The organism is Fusobacterium sp. DD2, assembly GCF_018205345.1.
GTDB lineage: Bacteria > Fusobacteriota > Fusobacteriia > Fusobacteriales > Fusobacteriaceae > Fusobacterium_A.
The window spans coordinates 1-1,580 of the sequence record NZ_JADRHM010000119.1 but is presented as its reverse complement, the minus strand read 5'-3'; the positions used below and the strand labels follow the sequence as shown (position 1 = coordinate 1,580).

The 1,580-nt window shown below is 31.9% G+C and carries 1 protein-coding gene; it reads right to left on the bottom strand.

The window, feature by feature from the left end; genetic code table 11:
* Positions 1–193: 193 nt before the first annotated feature.
* Positions 194–1,435, bottom strand: a complete 1,242-nt coding sequence (locus IX290_RS11345) for a dicarboxylate/amino acid:cation symporter (protein ID WP_211493303.1) — start codon at positions 1,433–1,435, stop codon at positions 194–196.
* Positions 1,436–1,580 lie beyond the last annotated feature (145 nt).

The window sequence follows — 1,580 nt, the reverse complement described above, 5'->3', positions numbered from 1 at the left end:
GAAATTATTTCTTTTACAAAAATGTCCGTCAATTCAAGATAATGAAAAAGCGGCTACTGAGTTTTTATATACCCAATAACCGCTCTTTTTGAGGATGTATGCACAATTTTTCAATTTCCTATTCTTCTTTTCCCCCATAAAATATTCAATTGTAAAATCAACTATCCTCATGACAATTTATCTAAAATTTCCCCTAAGCCTGTTTTAATTGCTCTCCTTCGCTTTTTGCTATAACTACTGTACAAACTCCATCCCCTGTAACATTAATCATTGTTCTGAACATATCTACGAATCTATCTATACCCATTACAAGACCAATTCCTTCCATTGGAAGTCCTACTTCAGTAAGTACCATACCAAGCATTATAACTCCAGCTCCAGGCACTCCTGCTGTACCTATTGATGCAAGTGTAGCAGTAAGAATAACTGTTATATAGTTTCCCATAGTAAGATCAATTCCATAGATCTGTGCTATAAATATTGTAGCAATTCCCTGCATAACAGCTGTACCGTCCATATTAATTGTATTTCCTAAAGGGATTGTAAATGATGAAACAGATTTTGATACTCCAAATGTCTCTTGCATACATTCAAGTGATGATGGAAGAGCAGCACTACTTGAAGCTGTAGAAAATGCAACTACCATAGTAGGAGCAAATTTCTTTAAAAACTTGATAGGATTATATCTTCCAACTAATGCAAGTATTCCCTGATAAGTAATTAGACAGTGGATAAATAAAATTATTACAACTCCCATAAAATATTTAAATAATGGCAATAATGCTACAAAACCGAAAGTGATAAATGTTTTAGAAATAAGTCCGTATACTCCATAAGGTGCTATACGCATTACTAGTTCTACCAACTTTAAACTCAATGTATTTCCCTCTTCAAAAATCTTCTTAATCCTTGATGTTTTTTCCCCCAAGATTGAAAGAGAAATACCAACCAAAATAGCAAATACAATGATTTGCAACATATTGCCTTTAGCTAATGCCTCAACTGGATTACTAGGAATCATATTAAGTAATATCTCTACAAAAGGTTTTGGCCCTGTTATGTTTACTCCTGAACTTGCTACAGTTCCAAGACTTACACCTTTACCAGGATTAATAATATTTCCTCCTACAAGAGCTAATACAACTGCCATAGCTGTAGTAGTAAGATAGAAAGCTAAAGTCTTAACTCCTATTCTCCCAAGCTTTGCAACATCTTCTATTCCAGCTGCACCAACAACAAGTGAGAAGAATACAAGAGGTACAACAATCATTCTAATAGCTCTTATAAACCCGTTCCCCAAGAAATTAAATATAAAACCGATGATATACTTACTTACATATGGATTTTCCCTAAAAGGGTAAAGTAAAAGCCCTGTGGCTACACCTAAAACCAACGCAATAAAAATCTTAGTAGTTAAACTTAATTTTCTTTTCATTAATAAAAATCTCCTTATATGTTAAAAATTTTTTAAACAATTTTATTTTGAAACTTTTTTTACATAGCTTTATTATAGCAGTTTTTCTATAAAAATCAACTCTTTTTTTATTTTTATTATTTTTAAAAACTTATTTTCAAATCTG

Bases quoted from the DNA above. Each gene is read 5' to 3' on its own strand.
- IX290_RS11345 (WP_211493303.1), bottom strand. From the start codon at position 1,435: ATGAAAAGAAAATTAAGTTTAACTACTAAGATTTTTATTGCGTTGGTT.